At 70.0% G+C, this 20,744-nt stretch carries 21 protein-coding genes and 2 pseudogenes; 10 read left to right on the forward strand and 13 right to left on the reverse strand.

The features are described from left to right. Window positions 1-2: 2 nt before the first annotated feature. Window positions 3-809: a hypothetical protein gene (locus tag FPZ47_RS05055; RefSeq protein ID WP_144946673.1), complete on the reverse strand. Its 807-nt coding sequence runs from the start codon at window positions 807-809 to the stop codon at window positions 3-5. 125 nt (window positions 810-934) lie between these two features. Beyond that, on the reverse strand, window positions 935-1,552 hold the full coding sequence (locus tag FPZ47_RS05060) for a carbonic anhydrase (protein WP_144946676.1): 618 nt from the start codon (window positions 1,550-1,552) through the stop codon (window positions 935-937). Here FPZ47_RS05060 and FPZ47_RS05065 point away from each other — a divergent pair. The 8 genes and pseudogenes from FPZ47_RS05065 (at window position 1,551) to FPZ47_RS05100 (ending at window position 8,979) form a co-directional block, all read left to right on the forward strand. Further along, complete coding sequence (locus FPZ47_RS05065; RefSeq protein WP_144946680.1) at window positions 1,551-2,462, forward strand: HhH-GPD family protein; 912 nt, start codon at window positions 1,551-1,553, stop codon at window positions 2,460-2,462. The two genes, FPZ47_RS05060 and FPZ47_RS05065, sit on opposite strands and share 2 nt — an antisense overlap. Window positions 2,463-2,521: 59 nt before the next feature. Further along, window positions 2,522-2,662: a hypothetical protein gene (locus FPZ47_RS28260; RefSeq protein ID WP_168209365.1), complete on the forward strand. Its 141-nt coding sequence runs from the start codon at window positions 2,522-2,524 to the stop codon at window positions 2,660-2,662. Between the two features lie 206 nt (window positions 2,663-2,868). Continuing rightward, entirely contained in the window at window positions 2,869-4,404 is a 1,536-nt protein-coding gene (locus tag FPZ47_RS05070) for a proton-conducting transporter transmembrane domain-containing protein (RefSeq protein WP_168209366.1), read from the forward strand. A 74-nt stretch (window positions 4,405-4,478) separates the two neighbouring features. Then, a pseudogene (locus FPZ47_RS30175) lies at window positions 4,479-5,828 on the forward strand (putative inorganic carbon transporter subunit DabA); the annotation flags it as partial. Window positions 5,829-6,048: 220 nt separating this feature from the next. Then, entirely contained in the window at window positions 6,049-7,134 is a 1,086-nt protein-coding gene (locus FPZ47_RS30180; RefSeq protein WP_428321241.1) for a putative inorganic carbon transporter subunit DabA, read from the forward strand. Then, on the forward strand, window positions 7,125-7,448 hold the full coding sequence (locus tag FPZ47_RS05090) for a P-II family nitrogen regulator (RefSeq protein ID WP_144946689.1): 324 nt from the start codon (window positions 7,125-7,127) through the stop codon (window positions 7,446-7,448). Before FPZ47_RS30180 ends, FPZ47_RS05090 begins: the two co-directional genes overlap by 10 nt. A gap of 25 nt (window positions 7,449-7,473) precedes the next feature. After that, window positions 7,474-8,106, forward strand: a complete 633-nt coding sequence (locus FPZ47_RS05095; protein WP_144946692.1) for a carbonic anhydrase — start codon at window positions 7,474-7,476, stop codon at window positions 8,104-8,106. Window positions 8,107-8,115: 9 nt separating this feature from the next. Next, window positions 8,116-8,979, forward strand: coding sequence for a DUF6671 family protein (locus FPZ47_RS05100; RefSeq protein WP_144946695.1), 864 nt, complete (start codon window positions 8,116-8,118; stop codon window positions 8,977-8,979). A gap of 55 nt (window positions 8,980-9,034) precedes the next feature. Here FPZ47_RS05100 and FPZ47_RS05105 read toward each other — a convergent pair whose 3' ends face one another. Next, complete coding sequence (locus FPZ47_RS05105; protein WP_144946698.1) at window positions 9,035-9,358, reverse strand: helix-turn-helix transcriptional regulator; 324 nt, start codon at window positions 9,356-9,358, stop codon at window positions 9,035-9,037. A gap of 75 nt (window positions 9,359-9,433) precedes the next feature. After that, window positions 9,434-10,204 carry an alpha/beta fold hydrolase gene (locus FPZ47_RS05110; protein WP_144946702.1) on the reverse strand — a complete coding sequence of 257 codons (771 nt, stop codon included), beginning with the start codon at window positions 10,202-10,204 and terminating at the stop codon, window positions 9,434-9,436. A gap of 63 nt (window positions 10,205-10,267) precedes the next feature. On the opposite strand from FPZ47_RS05110, the gene mhuD reads away from it, so the two are divergent. Both mhuD and FPZ47_RS05120 read left to right on the forward strand, forming a co-directional pair. Continuing rightward, complete coding sequence (gene mhuD, locus FPZ47_RS05115) at window positions 10,268-10,588, forward strand: mycobilin-forming heme oxygenase MhuD (RefSeq protein WP_144946704.1); 321 nt, start codon at window positions 10,268-10,270, stop codon at window positions 10,586-10,588. Continuing rightward, on the forward strand, window positions 10,563-11,927 hold the full coding sequence (locus tag FPZ47_RS05120) for a serine hydrolase (RefSeq protein WP_144946707.1): 1,365 nt from the start codon (window positions 10,563-10,565) through the stop codon (window positions 11,925-11,927). The genes mhuD and FPZ47_RS05120 overlap by 26 nt, the downstream gene beginning before the upstream one ends. A 17-nt stretch (window positions 11,928-11,944) precedes the next feature. Here the strand turns inward: FPZ47_RS05120 and FPZ47_RS05125 are convergent, their stop codons facing one another. The 9 genes and pseudogenes from FPZ47_RS05125 to FPZ47_RS05165 form a co-directional block, all read right to left on the reverse strand. Beyond that, a complete protein-coding gene (locus FPZ47_RS05125; RefSeq protein ID WP_144946710.1) occupies window positions 11,945-12,316 on the reverse strand; it encodes a YbjQ family protein in 372 nt (123 codons plus the stop codon). 75 nt (window positions 12,317-12,391) lie between these two features. Then, window positions 12,392-14,938: an ATP-dependent protease ATP-binding subunit ClpC gene (gene clpC1 / locus FPZ47_RS05130; RefSeq protein WP_144946713.1), complete on the reverse strand. Its 2,547-nt coding sequence runs from the start codon at window positions 14,936-14,938 to the stop codon at window positions 12,392-12,394. Between the two features lie 262 nt (window positions 14,939-15,200). Beyond that, window positions 15,201-15,542 carry a histone-like nucleoid-structuring protein Lsr2 gene (lsr2, locus tag FPZ47_RS05135; RefSeq protein ID WP_144946716.1) on the reverse strand — a complete coding sequence of 114 codons (342 nt, stop codon included), beginning with the start codon at window positions 15,540-15,542 and terminating at the stop codon, window positions 15,201-15,203. 123 nt (window positions 15,543-15,665) lie between these two features. Next, window positions 15,666-17,180 carry a lysine--tRNA ligase gene (gene lysS / locus FPZ47_RS05140; protein WP_144946719.1) on the reverse strand — a complete coding sequence of 505 codons (1,515 nt, stop codon included), beginning with the start codon at window positions 17,178-17,180 and terminating at the stop codon, window positions 15,666-15,668. A 47-nt stretch (window positions 17,181-17,227) separates the two neighbouring features. Further along, window positions 17,228-18,052: a type III pantothenate kinase gene (locus FPZ47_RS05145; protein ID WP_144946722.1), complete on the reverse strand. Its 825-nt coding sequence runs from the start codon at window positions 18,050-18,052 to the stop codon at window positions 17,228-17,230. Window positions 18,053-18,054: 2 nt separating this feature from the next. Continuing rightward, a complete protein-coding gene (gene panD / locus FPZ47_RS05150; RefSeq protein WP_144946725.1) occupies window positions 18,055-18,474 on the reverse strand; it encodes an aspartate 1-decarboxylase in 420 nt (139 codons plus the stop codon). Beyond that, window positions 18,474-19,418, reverse strand: a complete 945-nt coding sequence (panC, locus tag FPZ47_RS05155; RefSeq protein WP_144946743.1) for a pantoate--beta-alanine ligase — start codon at window positions 19,416-19,418, stop codon at window positions 18,474-18,476. The genes panD and panC overlap by 1 nt, the downstream gene beginning before the upstream one ends. A gap of 5 nt (window positions 19,419-19,423) precedes the next feature. Then, on the reverse strand, window positions 19,424-20,356 hold the full coding sequence (locus FPZ47_RS05160; protein ID WP_144946728.1) for a Rossmann-like and DUF2520 domain-containing protein: 933 nt from the start codon (window positions 20,354-20,356) through the stop codon (window positions 19,424-19,426). A gap of 116 nt (window positions 20,357-20,472) precedes the next feature. Next, window positions 20,473-20,744 (reverse strand): annotated as a pseudogene (locus FPZ47_RS05165) (DUF6779 domain-containing protein); the annotation flags it as partial.

Consider the following 20,744-nt stretch of genomic DNA (forward strand, 5'->3'; position numbering starts at 1 on the left):
CCTCAGCCCGTGTGGGCCGGGGCGAACTGCGGCCCCTCCGGCGGGGGCGCGGCGGCCGGACCCGGCGCGGGCACCGGCCCCGGCGGGGGCGGCGGCGGGTTGAGGATGAACGGAACCGTCTGCGAGCGCAGATTGCCCAGCTGCACGACCAGGTTGTAGGTGCCCGGCCCGATCGCGGGCCGCGGCAGCGGGCAGTGCGGCGCCGACCCCATGCCGGTCCACGTCACCGCCGTCGTCACCTGCTCACCGGGCGTGAACGTCTTGATCAGGGTCTCGTTGGAGGGCGCGCAGTCCAGGTTGGACCACAGCCGCTTGTTGTCCAGCGAGTAGACGTATGCCGCCAGCACCGCGGCACCGACGTCCCGCTTGCAGGACACCAGGCCGATGTTGGTGACGACCATGGTGAACTTCGGCTGGTCGCCGATGAAGTACTGGGGCTGGTTGGTCAGACCCTTGACGGCCAGGGTCGAGTCGGGACAGTCGTCGCCCTCCTTGAGCACCGGCGGCGGCTGGACCGCCGCGGTGGGTGTGGGCATTTCCAGGTTTTGCCCCGGCCCCGGCGCCATCGGGTTGTTGCCGTCCTGCCCCGGCGCCGACGGCGGCGCCTGCGGCGCGGGCGAGCCGGGCTTGCCCGCAGCGGAGTTGGGTTTGTCGACGCTGGCGGGTTTGGCACCCGCGCTGCCATCCATGAAGGCGACGACGATCGCGACCACGATTCCGATCACGACGACCGCGATGCCCAGCGCCAGGCCCCTGCGCCGCCAGTAGATCTCCGTGGGTAGCGGGCCACGCGGTTCCAGATCCAACACGTTCACACCGTATGCCCAGGTCATCCGGATCTGCCCGACCCGCCTCGGCGTGTCGCGGAGTTAGCCGGCCGACCGCCGTGTTAGTGGGGTGCTCCCCACCCGACCGTGGGCCCGCTGTTCCCCCGCTATTCGCCTATGTCGCCGACGTGGCCGCGCAGCGCCGCGCGCCCGTCGGCGAGGTGGTAGGTGACGCCCGCTATCGCCAGCGCGCCCGCGGCGACGCGCTCGGCGATGGCCGACGAGCGCGACATGAGCTGCGCCACCGTCTCGCGCACGTGCCGTTCCTCGAACTCGTCGACGCGGCTCAGGCCCTCGCGGCGGCCCATCAGGATCGAGGGCGTAACCCGCTCCACCACGTCGCGCACGAAGCCGCCCGGTATCACGCCGTCGTCGATCGCGCCCAGCGCCGCCTTGACGGCGCCGCAGCTGTCGTGTCCCAGCACGACGATCAGCGGCACGTCGAGCACCATCACCGCGAACTCGATGGAACCCAGCACCGCGGCGTCGATGGCCTGCCCGGCGGTGCGCACCACGAACATGTCGCCCAGGCCCTGGTCGAAGATGAGCTCGGCCGCCACCCGGCTGTCCGAACAGCCGAGCACGACCGCGGTGGGCTTCTGCCCGTCCGCCAGGCTGGCCCGGTGCGCGACGCTCTGGCTGGGATGCTGTGGCTTGCCGGCGACGAACCTCTCGTTACCCTCTTTGAGTGCTTTCCACGCGGTTACCGGACTGGTGTTAGCCATGGCCCACATCATGCCCCACCCGCCGGTGAACGGGCAGCCAACTGTCCGTGCCGACGAGTTGCTGCCGTGGTACGACCGGTGCCGCCGCGACCTGCCGTGGCGGGAGCCCGGCGTCAGCGCGTGGCAGATATTGGTCAGCGAGTTCATGCTGCAGCAGACGCCGGTGTCCCGGGTGCTGCCGATCTGGACCGACTGGGTGCGACGCTGGCCGACACCCTCGGCCACCGCCGCCGCCGGCGCGGCGGACGTCTTGCGCGCCTGGGGCAAGCTGGGCTATCCGCGGCGGGCCAAGCGGCTGCACGAGTGCGCCACCGTCATCGCCCGTGACCACGGCGACGTGGTCCCCGACGATGTCGAGACTTTGCTGACCCTGCCGGGCGTCGGCGGCTACACCGCGCGGGCGGTGGCCTGCTTCGCCTACCGGCGGCCGGTGCCGGTGGTGGACACCAACGTGCGCAGGGTGGTGGCCCGGGCCGTGCACGGGCGGGCCAACGCCGGCCCACCGGCGGCGGCCCGCGACCACGCCGACGTTGCGGCGCTGTTGCCCCAAGACGCAACGGCGCCCCGGTTTTCGGTGGCCCTGATGGAACTCGGTGCGACGGTCTGCACCGCGCGCGCCCCGCGGTGCGGGCTGTGTCCGCTCGGCGAGTGCGGTTGGCGGCACGCCGGTTACCCCGCTGCGCAGGAGCCGCAGCGCCGCGCACAGGCCTACGCCGGCACCGACCGTCAGGTCCGCGGGCGGCTGCTGGATGTCCTGCGCGGCAGCGATGCTCCGGTGACCCGCGCCGAACTCGACGTGGCGTGGCGAACCGATCACACCCAGCGCGAGCGGGCGCTCGACTCGCTGCTCGCCGACGGCCTGGTCACCCGGACCGCGGACGGGCGGTTCGCGCTGGCCGGCGAGGGGTAGCAGAAACAGGTCGTTGCCGGCATTGGGACGATTGAAACTCGACGATTGAAACTCGACGATTGAAACTCTCTGTGGCCAAAGAGAAGTCGGGGACGCTGGCGTCGTTCGTCGCGACCTGCAGCGGGGGCCGGTGCAACCGGGGACGGGTCGACGACCCTGGCGCGGGTGATGCGATGGCCGGCGTGGCGTCCACCGCGTGACAGCCTGGGCCACCGCCGTTTTCAATCAGGCGGCAGGCCCGTCGAAACCCGTTGCCCAGCATCGCTTCCGCTAGCTCCGCACACCCGGTCGTTTCGGGATATTTACGAACTGTATTTCCTGATTATTGACACGCGTATTGCATCTCACGTACTGTCTCTCGCATGTACAGCGTCCCTTCGGCGGCACCACCCGGGCGTGCGGACCGGTGAGCGCCGTCCTCGTCGGTGTCTTGGCACTGCCCCTCCTCGCTTCACTGAGCGCACTGCTGGCCGGCTCGCGATCGCCCCGCGTCGTGGGGAGAGTCGGGGCCTGCGCCGCCGGTGCGGGATTCCTCGGCGCAGTCCTGCTCGGGCTTCACGTGACGGTCCACGGCTCCGTGTCGGCCGCGTTGGGCACGCAGCACGGCAACCGGATCGTCGAGCTGGAAGCCAACAGGCTCAGCGCGCTGCTGCTGGTGCTGGTTTACGGGGTGAGCACGGTGGTCCAGGTCTTCGCCCTGCGCTACCTCGCGCACGACAGACGGTCGCGTTGGTTCACCGCCGGTAGCGGTCTGCTCACCACCGCCTCCGCCGGCCTGATGGCCGCGGGAACCCTCGTCGGGCTGGCCGTCAGCTGGACGTTGGCCGGCATCGCGCTGTGCCTGCTGCTGGCCACCTACTGGGAGTTGCCCGCTGCCCGAGAAGGTGTGCGGCGCACCGCCACAGCGTTCCTGCTGGGCGACCTCGCCCTGTGGCTGGCGGTCGGACTGCTCACCGCACCACGGGGCAACGTCAGCCTCTCGGCCCTGGGCCACAGCGGATTCGAACAATCGCCGCTGCTGCCGGCGGCGGCCGCCCTGATCGTCGTGGCGGCACTGTCGCGATCAGCTCAGATTCCGTTCCAGCGCTGGCTGCCCGCGACCCTGGCCGCACCGACGCCCGTCTCGGCGCTCCTGCACGCCGGTGTCGTCAACGCCGGCGGTGTACTTCTGGTCCGGCTCAGCCCGATAGTCAGCGGATCTGCCCTCGCCATGGCCCTGGCGTTCGTCGCCGGCATGCTGAGCATGATCTACGGCAGCGTCGTGATGCTCACCAGAGCCGACATCAAGGGGTCGTTGGTGTACTCGACGATGTCCCAGATGGGCTTCATGATCTTGACGTGCGGCCTGGGGCTGTCAGCCGCGGCGGTGTTCCACCTTGTGGGCCACGGCTTTTACAAGGCCACGCTGTTCCTGTCCTCCGGCTCGGCGATAGCGAGGCGTCGCCGGAAGGCCGCCGGGCCACCCGCTCCGGGGGTGACTGCGGCCCGGTGGACGGCGATCCGATTCGCGGCGATGCTCCTGTCCGCCGCCGCGCTGTACGCGGCCGGCAACATCGTGCGGGTGCCCCGCGTCGAGCACGCCTCGGCATCAGCACTACTGATCTTCACCTGGGCGGCCGCCGCGGTGGCGTTGATGGGCTGGCTGACACGGGTCCCGGGCGCAAGGGCCGCCCTCCTCGGCGCCGCGGCGCTGCTGGTGGCGGCCGTCGGATACGTGGCGCTGATGCGCGCCGTGACCGGATTCCTGGCTCCCGACCTGCCCGCGGTCACCGTGCCCGCGGCGGCGTCGCCGGGCCTCGCCGCGGTGGCCGTCATCCTGGGCGGGCTGGCCCTTCTGCGCCAGCCGCCCAACGGCCGCGCCGGTCGGCTGCAGCGCGCCCTGTATACGAAAGCGCTTGTAGCGGGACAGATTCCGATGAAAACGACAGGAGTGCTCCGGTGACCACGGTGGCTGAACACGTCTCGATCGAAACCCGCCGCGCGCGGTTGCGCAGTGAGGTCAACCTCGCTGCTCGCGTGATCCCGACGCACTACCCGCTGGAGACGTTCATCGCGGTCAACCCGCTGGCCGGGCTGGAGTCGATGCCCTTCGCGCAGGCCGTCCGGCGCGCCGGTGATCTCTACGGCATTCGAGGCGTGCTGGACGAAATGACCTACCGCGATCTGCACCACCGCGCACGGATTACCGACGCCGACCTGGAATCTGTTCTGCGGCAGCGCTATCCGGCACTGCTCGACGGGAATCCCGTCCGAATGGGGAACCGCTCGGTGACGCCTGCGGAATTGTTGCGCGCCGACCTGCTCAACGGCGACCCCGCCCCGGGGCCTGCGCGGCGCAACATGACCCGCAGCGAGAAGGCCGCGCCGCGGGTGGCCCGGCAGGTCGACGACCAGGCCGCCAAATGGTGCGCGGCGTACTTCGGCTCGTCGTCGGCGGGCTGGCAGATGCCCGGTCGGCAGGACGGCTTCTACCACGCTTGGCGGACACTGGCCGCCGGGGACCACACGGTGAGCAGGAGCATCCGGGCCGCACTGCGGAAGGTGCCTCACCGATCCGACGATGCCGCGTTGCACGCCCTGCAACAGTTGGCTGTCGCCGACGACGAACGGATCACCTACCTGCAGGCGCACCTGACCCGGCTTCCGGGCTGGGCCGCTCACGTCCGGTGGTCCGCGGAGCGTGCCACCGGTGTGGACCTGCTGGACTACCTCGCCATGCGGCTGACCTACGAAGCGGTGTTTTTGTCGCACCGCCGTTCCGGGCCGGACGGCGGACCGGGTGGGACCGTTGATCGGCCGATTCCCTCGGCCCGCGAGCGGGCCGCCGCACTGGCCCGGGCCTGGCAGCTGGACGAGGTGCACGACGGCGATCTGGGGGCGGCCGCGCGGGTGTTGTCGGCATTGCCCGTCACCGCGCGGCCCATGGTCTGGCAGCAGGCCTACGAGGGGCACTATCGCGACGCGCTGCTGCGGTCGTTGGCGCAGAGCGCGCCGGCACGAAGCGATGGGCGCCCGCATGCCCAGCTCGTGTGCTGCATCGACACCCGGTCCGAGGGACTGCGTCGCCGCATCGAATCACTGGGCGGCTACCAGACGTTCGGCTTCGCCGGTTTCTTCGCCGTCGCCATCCGGTTCACCGGCCTCCTCGGCGGAGCGCCCGACGATCTGTGCCCCGTCCTGATCAGCCCGGAGCACGAGGTCAGCGAGGCACCGACACCGTCCGCCGCGCGCGCGGCGCGGCGTCGGCGGGACGGCAGCCTGACGATGGCCGGCGCCGAGGCGGCGTTCCACGCGGCCAAGCAGGACCTGCTCGCGCCGTTCGCGTTGGCCGAGGCCGCAGGCTGGGCCGCCGGTCCCTGGGCAGCCGCGAAAACGCTGAGCCCGAAAGTCGCCCGCGCCCAGCGCCCGCGCCAGCGCGCCCCGCGGGCGCCCCCCCCCCCCCCCCGGTTTTCGCCGCCGGGGGGGGCCGCGGGCCGCGCCCCCCCCGGGGCCCCCCGGGCCCCCCCCCCCCCCCCCCCCCCCCACCCGCCCCCCCCCCCCCCCCCCCCCACTGCGCGACCGGCTGGCGCCCCCCGCGCCGACCGTGTTGTCGATCAACGACACGGCCGAACTGGCCCGTCGCGCCCTGTACGCGCAGGTCGCACTTTCCACGATGGGCCTCACCGAAAAATTCGCCCGCCTGGTCGTCTTGTGCGGGCACGGCAGCGTCACCGAGAACAACCCGTATCAGGCGGCGCTGGACTGCGGAGCCTGCGGCGGGCAGGCCGGCGGCCCGAACGCGCGCACCGCCGCGGCGATCCTCAACAACGCCGATGTCCGCGGCGAATTGCGGGACCGGGGCATCGTGATTCCGGACGACACCTGGTTCGTCGCGGCTGCACACGACACCGCGACCGACCGGGTCACCGTCCTGGACGAGCACCTGGTTCCGGGCGGCCATCGCCACGACGTGCGCAGGCTCAGCACAGATCTGGCCATCGCCGGCGCCGAACTGGCCGCCGAACGCTGCCCGGGTCTTCCCGGCGCCCCCACCGCGCCCCGCCCGGCACGCGCCGCACGCCACGTCGCCAAGCGATCCCTCGACTGGGCGCAGGTCTTCCCCGAGTGGGGCCTGGCCGGCAACGCGGCATTCATCGTGGCACCCCGCGCGATCACCCGCGGAATCGACCTGCACCGGCGGGTTTTCCTGCACTCCTACGAGGCCGATGTCGACCCCGACGGGAGCGCACTGGAAACCATTCTGACCGCGCCGATGGTGGTCGCTCAATGGATCAACTGCCAGTACTACTTCTCGACCGTGGCTCCGGAGGTCTTCGGAGCGGGGACCAAGACCATCCACAACGTCGTCGGCGGTGTGGGTGTGCTGGCGGGCTACGGTGGCGACCTTCGGCTGGGCCTGCCGCTGCAGTCGCTGACCGATGGCCGGTCCTTCGGGCACGAACCCATGCGCCTGTTGACCGTCGTGCAGGCCCCGCTGCAGCGCATCGACATGGTGGTCCAGCGAAACCCTTCGCTGGACCACCTGTTCGGAAACGACTGGGTGTGCCTGGCCGCCCGTGAGCGCGCAGACCAAGGCTGGCAGCGCTGGACCCGCGGGGGCTGGCGGAGCTGGGACGCGGCCGCTGCGGCCGGTCCCCACCCGATCGAGCAGGAGGTAACGCCATGTCAGTAGAGGGACTGACCAAGATGACGAAGATCGAAGTCGTCGTCGCCGGAGAACACGCACCCGCGGTTCGCGAGCAGTTCCGCAGCGCCGGGGCAACAGGTTTCACCAGCGTGTCCGGCGTGTCGGGGCTGGGTCACAACGGCTACCACCAGGGTCGGCTGCTTTTCAATCAACAGGCCGCCCTGGAGCTGCTCATCACCGTCGTCCCGGATGCGAGGTCGGGGGCGCTGATCGCGGGACTGCGCCGCCTGCTCGAGGACTCACCCGGGGTCATGTTCGTCACCGACACCTACGTCAGCCGACCCGAGTACTTCAGCTGAAACCCCCACCAGGAAAGGAAAACCCATGTCCAACCCCCCGGCCGCATCCAACCCCTCGGCCGCCTGGCAGCGGCTCCGGGCCGGCAACGAACGTTGCTGCGCGGCCCTGACTTCCAGGGCGGATGTCGCCACCGAGCGGCAAACCCCCAGGGCGGCGGTGTTCCGCTGTGCGGACTCCCCCATGGCAAGCGAGGCGGTATTCGGCCAAAGCCGCGGCTCACTGGTCGAGATCAGCAACTGGGGCCACGTCGTCGACACCGGCGTGCTGGCCGGCCTGGAGTACGCCGTCGGCACGCTCAGAACACCGGTGATCGCCGTCCTGGGCCATCCGGACTGCGCCGCGATGCATACCGCACTCAACGCCTGGAAAAGTGTCAGCTTCCCCGACGGGGCGGTCCGCGCGGTCGTCGAGCACGGGATATCGTCGCTCACCCGGCTCAACACCACCATCGGCACCGCCGACGAACTGTCCGCGGCGCACGTGGCACAAACCGGCGTCACGCTGTTGCACAAGTCGCCGCTGATCGCCAAGGCCGTCGACGGCGGACAGACCGCCATCGTGTGCCTCGTCAGCGACCGCAACGACGGCCGGCTGCGCGTCTGCGCGACGTTCGGAGACGTTTCCGAGACCGCGTCACCGCTGTTTGAGTGCGTGTGAGCGCGCCACATGGAAGCCGATGACGCCGGCGCGTCGGGCGGCTACGCCGGGGCGGTGATCGCGATGGGCACCATGCACGGCAAGGAGCGTCAGGTGGCACCGCCGTTCGCCGACGTGCTCGGCGCGCGCGTCGTCGCGCCGCCCGGTATCGACACCGATCAGTTCGGCACTTTCACCGGCGAGGTGGCCAGGACGTCGGAGCCGCCGGCCGCGGCCACCGCCAAGGCGCGGCTGGCAATGCGGGCCCTCGGAGTGCCCTACGGCTTGGCCAGCGAAGCCAGCTACGACGCCTGGCTCGGCGTGCTGGCCGTGCACGAAGAAATCCTGGTCTTCGTCGACGACGTCCGCGGCATCCGGGTCGTCGAGGGCCTGCGCACCCCCGGCGCTCCCGGGCCGCCCCGCCTGGTCCACGGCGCCGACGACGCCGTGGATGCGGCGCGAGGCTTCGGGTTCCCCCGGCAGGGCGCCGCGGTCAAGGCCGCCGTCGAAGATCGGGTGCGGGTATTCGGCAAGGGGATCACCGACCCGGCGACGCTCGTCGAGGTCGTCGGTGCGGCGCTGGCGGTCGCCGACGGCAACCGGGCCTGGGTCGAACCCGACCTGCGTGCACATCACAACCCGAGCCGCCGCGATGTCCTGGCCGCCCTGGCGGGCCGGCTCGCCCGCCGCCTCGCCACACCTTGCCCCGGGTGCAAAAGTCCCGGATACGGCAAAGTCGCGGTTCGCGAGGGGCTTCCGTGCCGGGCCTGCGGATGTCCGACCACACTGGCCGCCGCCGATGTGCATGGGTGCCCGACATGCATGCACCGGAGCGCGGTGGCGCGCAGCGGGGCCGGCGCAGAGCCGCGCTTCTGCCCGGCATGCAACCCCTGAAGGGCGGATCTGGGTGCGGTGTCACGACAGGGCCGGTGTCACGACAGGGCCGGTGTCACGACAGGGCCGCGACGAGTTCGCCCACCGAATGACTGGCTTCCAGCGGGTGGCGCAGCTTTCCCTGCGGATTGAGCTCATAGACGTTGCGGCGGCCGACCTTCGACTTGATCAGGTAGCCCTCGTCGGTCAGATCGGTCAGAATCGCCTGCACGGAACGCTCGGTGATGCCGATGCGCAGGGCCAACTCGCGTGCCGTCAGCGGTTCGCCGGACGATACGCACAACAACACATGCCCGTGGTTGGTCAGGAACGTCCACGTGCGATCAGAAACCTCGGCAGCGGATCGCGCTGCCGACCTCCCTTTCCGGGCACCGTCCACCGAGCCATCTTACTACGCCGCGATTTCGCGTAAAAGAATTCGCCAATAGGTCGGCGCACGCAGTGCGCGGAGTACTCAGCTGCCCGGGCCGAGACCCGCGAAGAAGGACTCGACGACGGCGCGGTAGGCGTGCGGAGCCTCGTCGTGCACCAGGTGACCGGCCTGGGCGACGGCCAGATAGCTGGTGGGACAATCCCGTTCGGCCATCGCGCGCATCTGGCCCGGCGGCGTGACCGAGTTGCCGGCCTCGACGAGCAGCGCCGGCGCCCGCGCCGCCGTCCACTGCGCCCAGTAGTCGCGGGTACCCCACTCGGCGGCGATCTCTATCCATCGCGCGGTGTGACCGTGCAGCCGCCAACCGGTGGCGGTGCGGTCGAAGGCATCCATGAAGTACCGCCCGGCAACCGGCCCGAACTCCCCCAACACCTGATCGGCGGAGTCGAACTCGACCGGAAGGGCATGCAGCCACGGCTCCCACGGCCCGGTGGTGCGCCCGCGGAAGTCCGGCGCCATGTCCTCGATCACCAGCGCCGAGACCAGGTCGGGGCGTTCGGCGGCCAGGCACCACGAATGCAGGGCACCCATCGAATGACCGACCAGCCGCACCGGCGCGCCCAGCCCGCCCACCGCGTCGGCCAGGTCGGCCACGAACCGCTCGGTGTTCACCGGGTGCGGATCCGCGACGTCACGGCCGCGGTGCCACGGCGCGTCGTAGGTGTACACGGTGCCCAGCCGGGTCAGCCATGGCAGCTGCCGCGACCAGGTGGTGCCGCGCCCCATCAGGCCGTGCACCAGCACCAACGGGTCGCCGTGTCCACCCTGGCGGGTCAACAGGTCGGCGGGCATGCCCCCATCTTGCGCGACCCGACCCGCAGACGGGCAGGGCGGGCCGCGCGGTAGCCTAGCGGCATGCCGCCAGTGGTGAAGATCAACGCAATCGAAGTGCCGGCCGACGCCGGCCCCGAGTTGGAGAAGCGGTTCGCCCACCGCGCCCACGCGGTCGACAACCAGCCCGGCTTCCTGGGGTTTCAGCTGCTGCGTCCGGTCAAAGGAGAGAACCGCTACTTCGTGGTGACGCAATGGGCGTCGGAGGAGGCCTTCCAGGCGTGGGCGAAAGGTCCCGCCATCGAAGCCCACGCCGGCGAGCGGGCCAACCCCGTGGCAACCGGGGCGTCGCTGCTGGAATTCGAGGTTGTGATGGACGTTGTCGGGAAAGACCAGACCAAGTAGCAGGCGCCGGGCCCCGCATCGTCTGCTGGCGCTGAGCGCCTCCGCCACGCTGATCGTGGCCCTGGCGCCAGGCTGCGCCCCCACCCCACCGCCGCGGGCGAGCGCCTCGGATCCCGGGCGGGCGATCGACACCCGGACCCCTCCGGGTCTGCGGGCCCAGCAGACCCTGGACATGCTCGACTCGGACTGGCCGATCGGCCCGGTGGGAGTGCGCACCCTCGCCGCTCCCGACGACGTCAAGCCGGTCGAAGCGACCATGGAACAGCTGTGGTGGGATCGGCCCTTCGCGCTCGACGGCGTCGACATCAGCGCCAGCGTGGCCACGCTGCACTTGACCTCGTCCTACGGCGCGCGCCAGGACATCCGCATCCACACCGACGAAGCGGGCCGGGTCGACCACTTCGACCTGGACACCCGCGCGCCGACCATCAACTCGTTCCACGATGTCGACGCCGTGTTGAGCAAGACGGGCGCCCGCTACTCCTACCAGGTCGCCAAGGTCGACGACGGCCACTGCGACCCGGTGGCGGGCACCAACACCGCCGAACCCCTGCCGCTGGCATCGATTTTCAAGCTGTACGTCCTGCACGCCCTGGCCGGGGCGGTCCGGAACGGGACGGTGTCCTGGGACGATCAGCTGACCGTCACCGACAAGAGCCGCGCGGTGGGCTCCTCGGGGCTGCAACTGGATCCCGGGGCGCAGGTTTCGGTTCGCACGGCCGCCGAGAAGATGATCGCCACCAGTGACAACATGGCCACCGACCTGCTGATCGGGCGGCTGGGCACGCACGCCGTCGAGCAGGCGCTCGCCACGGCCGGCCATCACGACCCGGCCAGCATGACCCCCTTCCCCACGATGTACGAGCTGTTCTCGGTCGGCTGGGGCAAGCCGGACCTGCGCACCCAATGGGAGCATGGCTCCCCGCAAGTCCGCGCCGAGCTGCTGGCGCAAGCGAATTCGAATCCCTACGAGCCTGATCCGACTCGCGCGCACACGCCGGCCTCCAGTTACGGGGCGGAGTGGTACGGCACCGCCCAGGACATCTGCCGGGTCCACGCGGCGCTGCAGGCCGACGCGGTCGGCGCGGCGACGCCGGTCCGGCAGATCCTGTCCGCCGTGTCCGGGATCCAGCTGGACCGCGACGTCTGGCCCTATATCGGCGCGAAAGCCGGCGGCCTGCCGGGCGACCTGACCTTCAGCTGGTACGCCGTCGACAAGACGAGGCAGCCCTGGGTGGTCAGCTTCCAGCTGAACTGGCCCCGCGATCACGGGCCGACCGCGACCGGCTGGATGCTGAAAATCGCCAAACAGGTCTTCGCGCTCATCGCCCCGCGCTAGGAGATCCCGGGGCGGTGCTATGCCGGGCCGCTGTAGCGCAATTGGCTGGCCGTGTATTTCGCGGCGTCGGTGACCGGGGTGGCCTGCACCGCCGTACCGTAAGCGCAGATCTCGGTCCACACGTCGCCGATCTCGGTGGTGTCGAAGCGCATCCCGACGATCGCGTTGGCCCCGCGGTGGTGCGCCTCGGTCATGAGGCGCTCCATCGCCTGGTTGCGGCTGTCGGCAAGGTTCTTCGCCATGCCCTGCAGCTCGCCACCGAAGATGGACTTGATGCCGGCCCCGAGTTGGGAAATCGCGTTCCGCGACCGCACGGTCAGCCCGAACACCTCGCCGAGCACCCGCTGAATCTCCCAGCCCGGGATGTCGTTCGTGGTGACGATCAGCACAGGCCGGGCCCCCCTGGTCACAGCGAAACGGGCGGTTACTCCCGTCAGAGAGTAACCGCCCGTTTGCTGCAATCGCTAGTGCGCGTCCGGCCCCGTCGCGCCCGCGCTGTGGGCTCCGGCCTTCGCCAGATCCGGCTCGACGGGCGGCTTGCGGGCCCCGGTGAACGTGAACACGGCGTCCTCGCCGGGCCCCTCGCCGTCCCAGTTGTCCACGTCGACGGTGACGACCTGGCCGGGTCCGACCTCCTCGAAGAGGATTTTCTCGGACAGCTGGTCCTCGATCTCGCGCTGGATGGTGCGCCGCAGCGGGCGTGCACCCAGCACCGGGTCGAAGCCGCGCTTGGCCAGCAACGCCTTGGCCTTGTCGGTCAGCTCCATGGCCATGTCCTTCGCCTTGAGCTGGTTGCCGACCCTGCCGACCATGAGGTCGACCATCTTCATGATCTCGTCGCGGGTCAGCTGGTGGAAGACGATGATGTCGTCGATGCGGTTGAGGAACTCCGGCCGGAAGTGCTTCTTGAGCTCGTCGTTGACCTTCTGCTTCATCCGCTCGTAGTCGTTCGCGCCGCCACCCTGGGTGAACCCGAGGCCGACGGCCTTGGAGATGTCGGATGTCCCCAGGTTCGACGTGAAGATCAGCACGGTGTTCTTGAAGTCGACCGTGCGGCCCTGCCCGTCGGTGAGCCGGCCGTCCTCGAGCACCTGCAACAGGCTGTTGTAGATCTCCTGGTGCGCCTTCTCGATCTCGTCGAACAGCACCACCGAGAACGGCTTGCGCCGCACCTTCTCGGTGAGCTGGCCGCCCTCCTCGTAGCCGACGTACCCCGGCGGGGCACCGAAGAGCCGCGATGCGGTGAACCGGTCGTGGAACTCGCCCATGTCGATCTGGATCAGCGAATCGTCGTCGCCGAACAGGAAGTTGGCCAGCGCCTTGGACAGCTCGGTCTTACCGACCCCGGAGGGGCCGGCGAAGATGAACGAGCCCGACGGGCGCTTGGGGTCCTTCAACCCGGCACGGGTGCGCCGGATCGCCTTGGAGACGGCCTTGACGGCGTCCTCCTGGCCGATGATCCGCTTGTGCAGCTCGTCTTCCATGCGCAGCAGGCGCGTCGTCTCGGCCTCGGTGAGCTTGAACACCGGGATGCCGGTCCAGTTGCCCAGCACCTCGGCGATCTGCTCGTCGTCGACCTCGGCGACCACGTCGAGATCACCTGAGCGCCACTGCTTTTCGCGCTCCGCGCGCTGCGCGACGAGTTGCTTCTCCCGATCGCGCAGGCTGGCCGCCTTCTCGAAGTCCTGCGCGTCGATCGCGGACTCCTTCTCGCGGCGCGCGTCGGCGATCTTCTCGTCGAACTCGCGCAGGTCCGGCGGCGCGGTCATCCGGCGGATCCGCATCCGGGCCCCCGCCTCGTCGATCAGGTCGATCGCCTTGTCGGGCAGGAACCGGTCGTTGATGTAGCGGTCGGCCAGGGTGGCCGCGGCCACCATCGCCGAGTCGGTGATCGACACCCGGTGGTGTGCCTCGTAGCGGTCGCGCAAACCCTTGAGGATCTCGATGGTGTGCTCCACCGTCGGCTCGCCGACCTGAACCGGCTGGAAGCGTCGTTCCAGCGCGGCATCCTTCTCGATGTACTTGCGGTACTCGTCGAGCGTGGTGGCGCCGATGGTTTGCAACTCGCCGCGGGCCAGCTTGGGCTTGAGGATCGACGCGGCGTCTATTGCGCCCTCGGCGGCGCCCGCCCCGACGAGCGTGTGCAGCTCGTCGATGAACAGGATGATGTCGCCGCGGGTGTTGATCTCCTTGAGCACCTTCTTCAGACGCTCCTCGAAGTCACCGCGGTAGCGGGAGCCGGCGACCAGCGAGCCCAGATCGAGGGTGTAGAGCTGCTTGTCCTTCAGCGTCTCGGGGACCTGGCCGTGCACGATGGCCTGCGCGAGCCCCTCCACGACGGCGGTCTTGCCGACGCCCGGCTCCCCGATCAGCACCGGGTTGTTCTTGGTGCGCCGGCTCAGCACCTGCATCACCCGCTCGATTTCCTTCTCGCGGCCGATGACGGGGTCGAGCTTGCCCTCCATCGCGGCGGCCGTCAGGTTGCGCCCGAACTGGTCGAGCACCAACGACGTCGAAGGGGACCCGGACTCGCCGCCGCGGCCACCGGTGCCGGCCTCCGCGGCCTCCTTGCCCTGGTAGCCGGAGAGCAGCTGGATCACCTGCTGGCGCACCCGGGTCAGCTCGGCGCCGAGCTTGACCAGCACCTGAGCCGCCACGCCCTCACCCTCGCGGATGAGGCCCAGCAGGATGTGCTCGGTGCCGATGTAGTTGTGGCCCAGTTGCAGCGCCTCGCGCAGGCTGAGCTCGAGAACCTTCTTGGCACGCGGCGTGAACGGGATGTGTCCCGACGGGGCCTGCTGTCCCTGGCCGATGATCTCCTCGACCTGGCTGCGGACGCCCTCGAGCGAGATACCCAGCGACTCCAGCGACTTCGCCGCGACGCCTTCGCCCTCGTGAATCAAACCCAACAGGATGTGCTCGGTGCCGATGTAATTGTGGTTGAGCATCCGGGCCTCTTCCTGCGCCAGGACGACGACCCTGCGGGCACGGTCGGTAAATCGTTCAAACATCGGTGGTTACCTGCTCTCCCTCACCATCGGTACAACCTCACCAGCGGTCCGGTGGGGCTCGAATCGCGTACCTGCCGTCCACTGTAATGGTCGGCCCGCCGGGCGGCCTAACCTTGCGGTTCGGGGACGGCGGTCGCAACTGGAGAAACGAGGCGAACGCCCGATTGGTTTCCCGCGAACGCCCCCGACCATTTCGCCGTCGGCGAAAGTGTCAAACGACCGGCGCCCGGGCCGTGGGGCCCGGGCGCCGGTGCGCGGTTCGTCAGTTCCCCGATGCGTGGAAGGCGTCGATGACTTCGGCCGGGATCCGACCGCGCGTCGAGACGTTGTGCCCGTTGCGGCGGGCCCATTCACGGATCGCGGCGCTCTGTTCGCGGTCGATGGCGCCGCGCCCGCGCACGGAGCCGGTCCGGCCGCGACGCCGGCCGCCGACCCGGCGGCTGGCTGCGACCCATTGCTTTAGATCACCGCGCAGTTTCGCGGCATTCTTGGTCGAAAGATCGATCTCATAGGTCACCCCGTCAAGCCCGAATTCGACCGTTTCGTCGGCTGCGCCCGCACCGTCGAAATCATCGACCAAGGTGACGGTCACTTTTTTTGCCATTGGCTTACCCTCGCGTTTCGTTCTGAACAGTTGCCGAGCAGATTGGTAAGGACCTCCCCGTCCACTAATGTGCCATAATAACGCAGCATACTCAATCGCGACGCGGGTCGTACAGCGGAAGTTTCAGCTCGAGTGGGGCCGAACAATCGGGAACAAAACCGTCTCCCTAATTGACAGCCCGGTCAAAGACATCAACAACCGATCGACACCCATTCCGGTTCCGGTGCACGGCGGCATCCCATACTCCAGCGCGGCGAGGAAATCTTCGTCGAGCAGCATGGCCTCGTCGTCGCCGGCGGCCGCGGCGCGGGCCTGTGCGGCAAATCTCTCGCGCTGCACCACCGGATCGTTCAATTCCGAGTAGCCGGTGGCCAACTCCACTCCCCGCACATACAGGTCCCACTTCTCGGTGACACCCGCGAGGCTGCGATGCTGGCGTGTCAAAGGTGTTGTCTCGACCGGAAAGTCCTTGACGAACGTCGGCGCGGTCAGCGTGTCGCCCACCTGGTGTTCCCACAGTTCCTCGACGAGCTTGCCGTGCCCGAAACCGCGGCTTTCAGGAATCTCGACCCCGAGCCGACCGGCGATCGAGGTGAGCCGTTCGACCGTCGTCTCCGGGGTGATCTCTTCGCCGAGCGCCGCCGACAGCGAAGGATACATTTGTATCGACGCCCATTCTCCGTCTATGTCGTACACACTGCCGTCGGGCAGCGGGAGTTGTCGGGTGCCGATCGCCTCGTCGGCCACCTCTTGAATAAGCTCGCGGGTGACCACCGCCGAATCGTCATACGTCCCATAGGCCTGGTACGTCTCCAGCATCGAGAATTCCGGAGAATGCGTCGAATCGGCGCCTTCGTTTCGGAACACCCGATTAAGTTCGAAGACCTTGTCGAAACCACCCACCACGCAGCGCTTGAGGAAGAGTTCCGGCGCGATCCGCAGGTAGAGATCGATGTCGAGAGCGTTGGAATGGGTGACGAACGGCCGGGCCGCCGCGCCGCCCGCCAGCGTCTGCAGCATCGGGGTTTCGACCTCGAGAAAGCCGCGCCGCTCCAGCGCGCCGCGTATCGCCCGGACCAGCGCGATTCGCCGGCGGGCGACCGATCGCGCCTGCGGACGCACGATGAGGTCGACGTAGCGCTGCCGCACCCGCGACTCCTCGCTCATCTCCTTGTGCGCGACGGGCAGCGGACGCAGCGACTTGGCCGCCATCTGCCAGCGGTCGGCGAGGACCGACAACTCGCCGCGGCGGGAGCTGATCACGGTGCCGTGCACGTACACGATGTCGCCGAGGTCGACGTCGGCCTTCCACGCGTCGAGCGACTCGCGGCCCACCTTGTCGAGACCGACCATCACCTGCAGGGTGGTGCCGTCACCGTCCTGCAGCGTCGCAAAGCACAGCTTTCCGGAGTTGCGGGCGAAGATCACCCGGCCCGCCACGCCGACGACATCGTCGGTGGCGGTGTCGACCGGCAGGTCGGGGTGAGCGTCGCGGACCTCGGCCAGGGTGTGGGTGCGCGTGATGTCGACCGGGTAGGGCTCACGCCCCTCCGCCAACAGGCGGGCACGCTTGTCCCGGCGGATCCGGAACTGCTCCGGCAGGTAGCCAGGATCGGTTTCCGGCGGGTCGGCGTCCACGGCGAGCCAGCTTAATTGACCTCACTCGGCCGCGGGCGGAGCGCCCGTCAGCGTGCCGTCTTCAGCCGGCCGCGCTGGGTTTCCCGGTTGCGTTCGAAGACCAGTCGCAGGCCGTCCAGGGTCAGGTGCTGGTCGTAGGTGGCGGCGGTCTGCAGTTCGGGGAGCAGCAGCGGCGCGGTGTGCCCGGTGGCCACGATGGTGACCCGATCGCCCGGGTCGCCACCGAAACCCTGCACGTCGTCGCGGATGCGGGTGATCAAACCGTCGACCAGTCCGGCGAACCCGAACACCGCGCCCGCCTGCATGCATTCGACGGTGTTCTTGCCGATCACCGAACGCGGCCGGGCCAATTCGACGCGGCGCAGCGCGGCGGAGCGCGCCGCGGCGGCGTCGGAGGAAACCTGCACCCCGGGCGCGATGGCGCCGCCGAGGAACTCGCCCTTGGCCGACACCACGTCCACGCAGATCGAGGAGCCGAAATCGACGACGATGGCCGCGCCCGCATACTTCTGAAATGCCGCCAGGCAGTTGACGATCCGGTCCGCACCCACTTCTTTGGGGTTGTCCACCAGCAGCGGGATGCCGGTGCGTACCCCGGGCTCGATGACCACGTGGGGCACCGACGGCCAGTACTGGTCGAGCATGACCCGCACCTCGTGCAGCACGGACGGGACCGTGGAGAGGGCGACGGCGCCGGTGAGCCGTTCGGAGTCGTCGCCGATGAGGCCGTCGATGGTCAACGCCAATTCGTCGGCGGTGACCTCGGATTCGGTGCGGATCCGCCAGTGCTGCACGACCTTGGCGTGCTCCTTGGAGCCGGACAACAACCCGACGACGGTGTGGGTGTTGCGCACATCGATGGCCAGCAGCACGGCTACCGCGCACCCATCCGGGGATTCAGCAGTTCCCCCGCATCGTCGGGCACGAAGGCCGGGTCGTGGCCCAGGTCCACCGGCTTGTTGTCGGCGTCGACGAACACGATCCGCGGCCGGCAGACGCGGGCCTCCGCCTCCTCCATGGTCCCGTAGGCGATCAGGATGACCAGGTCGCCGGGGTGAACCAGATGGGCTGCGGCACCGTTGATTCCGATCACCCCGGTGCCGCGCTCCCCGGTGATCGCGTAGGTGACCAGGCGGGCTCCGTTGTCGATGTCGACGATGGTCACCTGTTCGCCCTCGAGCAGGTCCGCGGCATCCATCAGATCGGCGTCGATGGTCACCGAGCCGACGTAGTGCAGGTCCGCCTGCGTGACCGTGGCGCGGTGAATCTTCGATTTCAGCATCGTCCGTAGCATCAATTCCTCCACAGTGGTTGGACGTGTCGGTCCGGCCCGTCGGTGCCGGCGCAAGCTCCCACTTCGACAGAGACTTCGACGGGGACTTCGACGGGGACGTTGTCCAGCAGCCTGGTGCCGCCCAGCCTCGCGGCGACCAGCAGCCGACCGGGCCCACCGTCCCCCAGCGGGCCGAGGTCCGCGCCGCGCAACTCCAGGTAGTCGACCTCGATCGCGGGCACGGCGTCGAGCACGGCGCGGGCCGCGTCCAGCGCGGCCGCGGCGCCCGCCGTGGCCGCGTGCGCGCCCGCCGCCAGCGCCGCGGACAGCGTCACGGCCAGCTCGCGCTGCGCCGGTTCCAGGTAGCGGTTGCGCGACGACATCGCCAGCCCGTCGGACTCCCGGACAGTCGGCACCCCGACCACCGCGACGTCGACGTTCAGGTCGGCGACCATCTGACGGATCAGTACCAGCTGCTGGTAGTCCTTCTCGCCGAAGAAGATCCGGTCCGGTCCCACGATCTGCAGCAGCTTGCACACCACGGTGAGGACGCCGGCGAAATGGGTCGGGCGGGCACCGCCTTCGAGTTCGGCCGCCAGCGGGCCGGGCTGCACGGTGGTGCGCAGGCCGTGGGGATACATCGCGGCGGCGGTCGGCGCGAACACCATCTCGACGCCCTCACCCGAGAGCAGCGCCACGTCGTCGTCGAGCGTGCGGGGATAGGCGTCGAGGTCCTCGCCCGCGCCGAACTGCAGCGGGTTGACGAAGATCGAGACCACGACCACCGAGCCCGGCACCCGCTTGGCGGCCCGCACCAGGGCCAGGTGACCGTCGTGCAGCGCGCCCATGGTGGGCACCAGCATCACCCGGCGCCCGGTCCGGCGCAGCGCCCGGCTGACGTCGGCGACATCGCGCGGCGCCGAGTACACGTTGAGTTCGCCCGCGGTGAAGGCCGGCCGCGGCATCCCGTTCATCGCGCCAGCACCTCGACGACGTCGGCGGGAGCGTGCGCGCGCCGGGCGGTACGCAGGGCGTTCACCCGGTAGGCGTTCGCCAGGTCGGGGTCGACGCGCGCCAGCGCCGCCAGGTGCCCGGCGACCGCCGCAGCGTCGCCGCGGGCGACCGGACCGGTGAGGGCGGCCTGCCCCCGTTGCAGGGTGTTCTCCAGCGCCGCCCGCGCCAGCGGGCCGACGATGCGTTCGGCGATGCCGCCGGGCCGATCGTCGACGGTCTGTCCCCCGCAATCGGGAGGTGCCCCCGGCCCGAGCAGCTCGTCGCCGCGCAGCGCGGCCCGCAGCGCATCGAGGGCATCGGCCAGGACGGTCACGAGGTGGTTGCCGGCGTGGGCCAGGGCGGCGTGGTACAGCACGCGGGCGTCCTCGCGGACGCAGAACGGCTCGCCGCCCATCTCCAGGACCAGGGACTGTCCCACCGCGTACCCGACGTCGTCGGCGGCGGTGATCCCGAAGCAGGTGTCCGGCAGCCTGCCGATGTCCTCGTCGGACCCGGTGAACGTCATCGCCGGGTGGATCGCGAGCGGGATGCAGTCGGGAGACAGCGGCCCCAGCACGCCGACCCCGTTGGCGCCGGAGGTGTGCGCCACGATCGTGCCGGGCCGCACCGCCGACGTCGCGGCCAGACCCGCCACCAGGCCGGGAAGTTCGCTGTCGGGCACCGCAAGCAGCAACAACTCGGCGCCGGCTGCCACGTCCTGGGGTGCGACGACCGGGGTGTCGGGCAGCCACCGCTGCGCCCGCCGGCGGGACGCGTTGCTGACGGCGCTGCACGCCACGACGACGTGGTCGGCGCGCTCCAGCGCGACACCCAGCGCGGTTCCCACCCGGCCGGCCGAGATGATGCCCACCTTCAGCCTGGCCGGACGCAAACCGTCGAACTGCACCATCGCAGACGACCTCACATAGGTATTCGTTCGTTCCGGTCCCAGGCTCAGGGGTACCGGACGGTCTCTAAGACTGTAGTCGATGCCCGGGTCGGGCCCAATGTGACGGAGCTTTCAGCTCAGACGTTGCGGCGGCGGCGCCGCCCACCCCCGGACGGCTCGACCTGCAACCGCGCCAGCAGGTCGGCGACCGACTGCCCACCCGACGGCAGCCCGTCCGCCCCCTCGGAGCCGTCGCCGGCGCCGTGCCGGGGCGCGGGGGCCGGCGGGGGGGCCCCCGGGTGCCCCCCGGCCCCGGCGGCTACCTGGGGGCCCCCCTGGACAACCCCCACCTGGCAAACCCCCACTGGGGCGGGCTCCTCCCCGCCCACGGCGGCCTGATGGACCGGCC

The organism is Mycobacterium helveticum, assembly GCF_007714205.1.
In the GTDB taxonomy this organism is placed as follows: Bacteria; Actinomycetota; Actinomycetes; order Mycobacteriales; family Mycobacteriaceae; genus Mycobacterium; species Mycobacterium helveticum.

Coding starts and splice junctions, on each gene's coding strand:
- FPZ47_RS05065 (WP_144946680.1), top strand. CDS start 1,551: ATGGCCCACATCATGCCCCACCCGCCGGTGAACGGGCAGCCAACTGTC.
- FPZ47_RS05060 (WP_144946676.1), bottom strand. CDS start 1,552: ATGGCTAACACCAGTCCGGTAACCGCGTGGAAAGCACTCAAAGAGGGT.
- FPZ47_RS05090 (WP_144946689.1), top strand. CDS start 7,125: ATGTCAGTAGAGGGACTGACCAAGATGACGAAGATCGAAGTCGTCGTC.
- FPZ47_RS05095 (WP_144946692.1), top strand. CDS start 7,474: ATGTCCAACCCCCCGGCCGCATCCAACCCCTCGGCCGCCTGGCAGCGG.
- FPZ47_RS05100 (WP_144946695.1), top strand. CDS start 8,116: ATGGAAGCCGATGACGCCGGCGCGTCGGGCGGCTACGCCGGGGCGGTG.
- FPZ47_RS05110 (WP_144946702.1), bottom strand. CDS start 10,204: ATGCCCGCCGACCTGTTGACCCGCCAGGGTGGACACGGCGACCCGTTG.
- mhuD (WP_144946704.1), top strand. CDS start 10,268: ATGCCGCCAGTGGTGAAGATCAACGCAATCGAAGTGCCGGCCGACGCC.
- clpC1 (WP_144946713.1), bottom strand. CDS start 14,938: ATGTTTGAACGATTTACCGACCGTGCCCGCAGGGTCGTCGTCCTGGCG.
- lsr2 (WP_144946716.1), bottom strand. CDS start 15,542: ATGGCAAAAAAAGTGACCGTCACCTTGGTCGATGATTTCGACGGTGCG.
- panD (WP_144946725.1), bottom strand. CDS start 18,474: ATGCTACGGACGATGCTGAAATCGAAGATTCACCGCGCCACGGTCACG.
- panC (WP_144946743.1), bottom strand. CDS start 19,418: ATGCCGCGGCCGGCCTTCACCGCGGGCGAACTCAACGTGTACTCGGCG.
- FPZ47_RS05160 (WP_144946728.1), bottom strand. CDS start 20,356: ATGGTGCAGTTCGACGGTTTGCGTCCGGCCAGGCTGAAGGTGGGCATC.